At 56.2% G+C, this 1,376-nt stretch carries 2 rRNA genes; both read left to right on the forward strand.

Annotated features, from left to right (window positions below):
• Positions 1 to 1,173 (forward strand): 23S ribosomal RNA (locus ACH4YP_RS48015); the annotation flags it as partial.
• A 96-nt stretch (positions 1,174 to 1,269) separates the two neighbouring features.
• Positions 1,270 to 1,376 (forward strand): 5S ribosomal RNA (gene rrf / locus ACH4YP_RS48020); the annotation flags it as partial.

Raw genomic sequence — 1,376 nt, forward strand, 5'->3', positions numbered from 1 at the left:
TGAGCTGGGGGTGGCCGCAGAGACCAGCGAGAAGCGACTGTTTACTAAAAACACAGGTCCGTGCGAAGCCGTAAGGCGATGTATACGGACTGACGCCTGCCCGGTGCTGGAACGTTAAGGGGACCGGTTAGTCACATTTCGGTGTGGCGAAGCTGAGAACTTAAGCGCCAGTAAACGGCGGTGGTAACTATAACCATCCTAAGGTAGCGAAATTCCTTGTCGGGTAAGTTCCGACCTGCACGAATGGCGTAACGACTTCTCGACTGTCTCAACCATAGGCCCGGTGAAATTGCACTACGAGTAAAGATGCTCGTTTCGCGCAGCAGGACGGAAAGACCCCGGGACCTTTACTACAGTTTGATATTGGTGTTCGGTTCGGCTTGTGTAGGATAGCTGGGAGACTGTGAAGTGCGGGCGCCAGCCCGTGTGGAGTCGTCGTTGAAATACCAGTCTGGTCGTGCTGGATGTCTAACCTGGGTCCGTGATCCGGATCAGGGACAGTGTCTGATGGGTAGTTTAACTGGGGCGGTTGCCTCCTAAAGAGTAACGGAGGCGCCCAAAGGTTCCCTCAGCCTGGTTGGCAATCAGGTGTTGAGTGTAAGTGCACAAGGGAGCTTGACTGTGAGACCGACGGGTCGAGCAGGGACGAAAGTCGGGACTAGTGATCCGGCGGTGGCTTGTGGAAGCGCCGTCGCTCAACGGATAAAAGGTACCCCGGGGATAACAGGCTGATCTTCCCCAAGAGTCCATATCGACGGGATGGTTTGGCACCTCGATGTCGGCTCGTCGCATCCTGGGGCTGGAGTCGGTCCCAAGGGTTGGGCTGTTCGCCCATTAAAGCGGTACGCGAGCTGGGTTTAGAACGTCGTGAGACAGTTCGGTCCCTATCCGCTGTGCGCGTAGGAATATTGAGAAGGGCTGTCCCTAGTACGAGAGGACCGGGACGGACGAACCTCTGGTGTGCCAGTTGTCCTGCCAAGGGCATGGCTGGTTGGCTACGTTCGGGAGGGATAACCGCTGAAAGCATCTAAGCGGGAAGCCTGCTTCGAGATGAGTATTCCCACCAACTTGATTGGTTAAGGCTCCCAGTAGACGACTGGGTTGATAGGCCGGATGTGGAAGCCTCGTAAGGGGTGAAGCTGACTGGTACTAATAGGCCGAGGGCTTGTCCTCAGTTGCTCGCGTCCACTGTGTTGGTTCTGAAACCACGAACAACCCCATACCCGTGTGGCCACGCGGTGTGGTGCGGTATTCACAGTTTCATAGTGTTTCGGTGGTCATAGCGTGAGGGAAACGCCCGGTTACATTCCGAACCCGGAAGCTAAGCCTTACAGCGCCGATGGTACTGCAGGGGGGACCCTGTGGGAGAGTAGGAC

The organism is Streptomyces sp. NPDC020747, from assembly GCF_044334695.1.
Classification (GTDB): Bacteria; Actinomycetota; Actinomycetes; order Streptomycetales; family Streptomycetaceae; genus Streptomyces.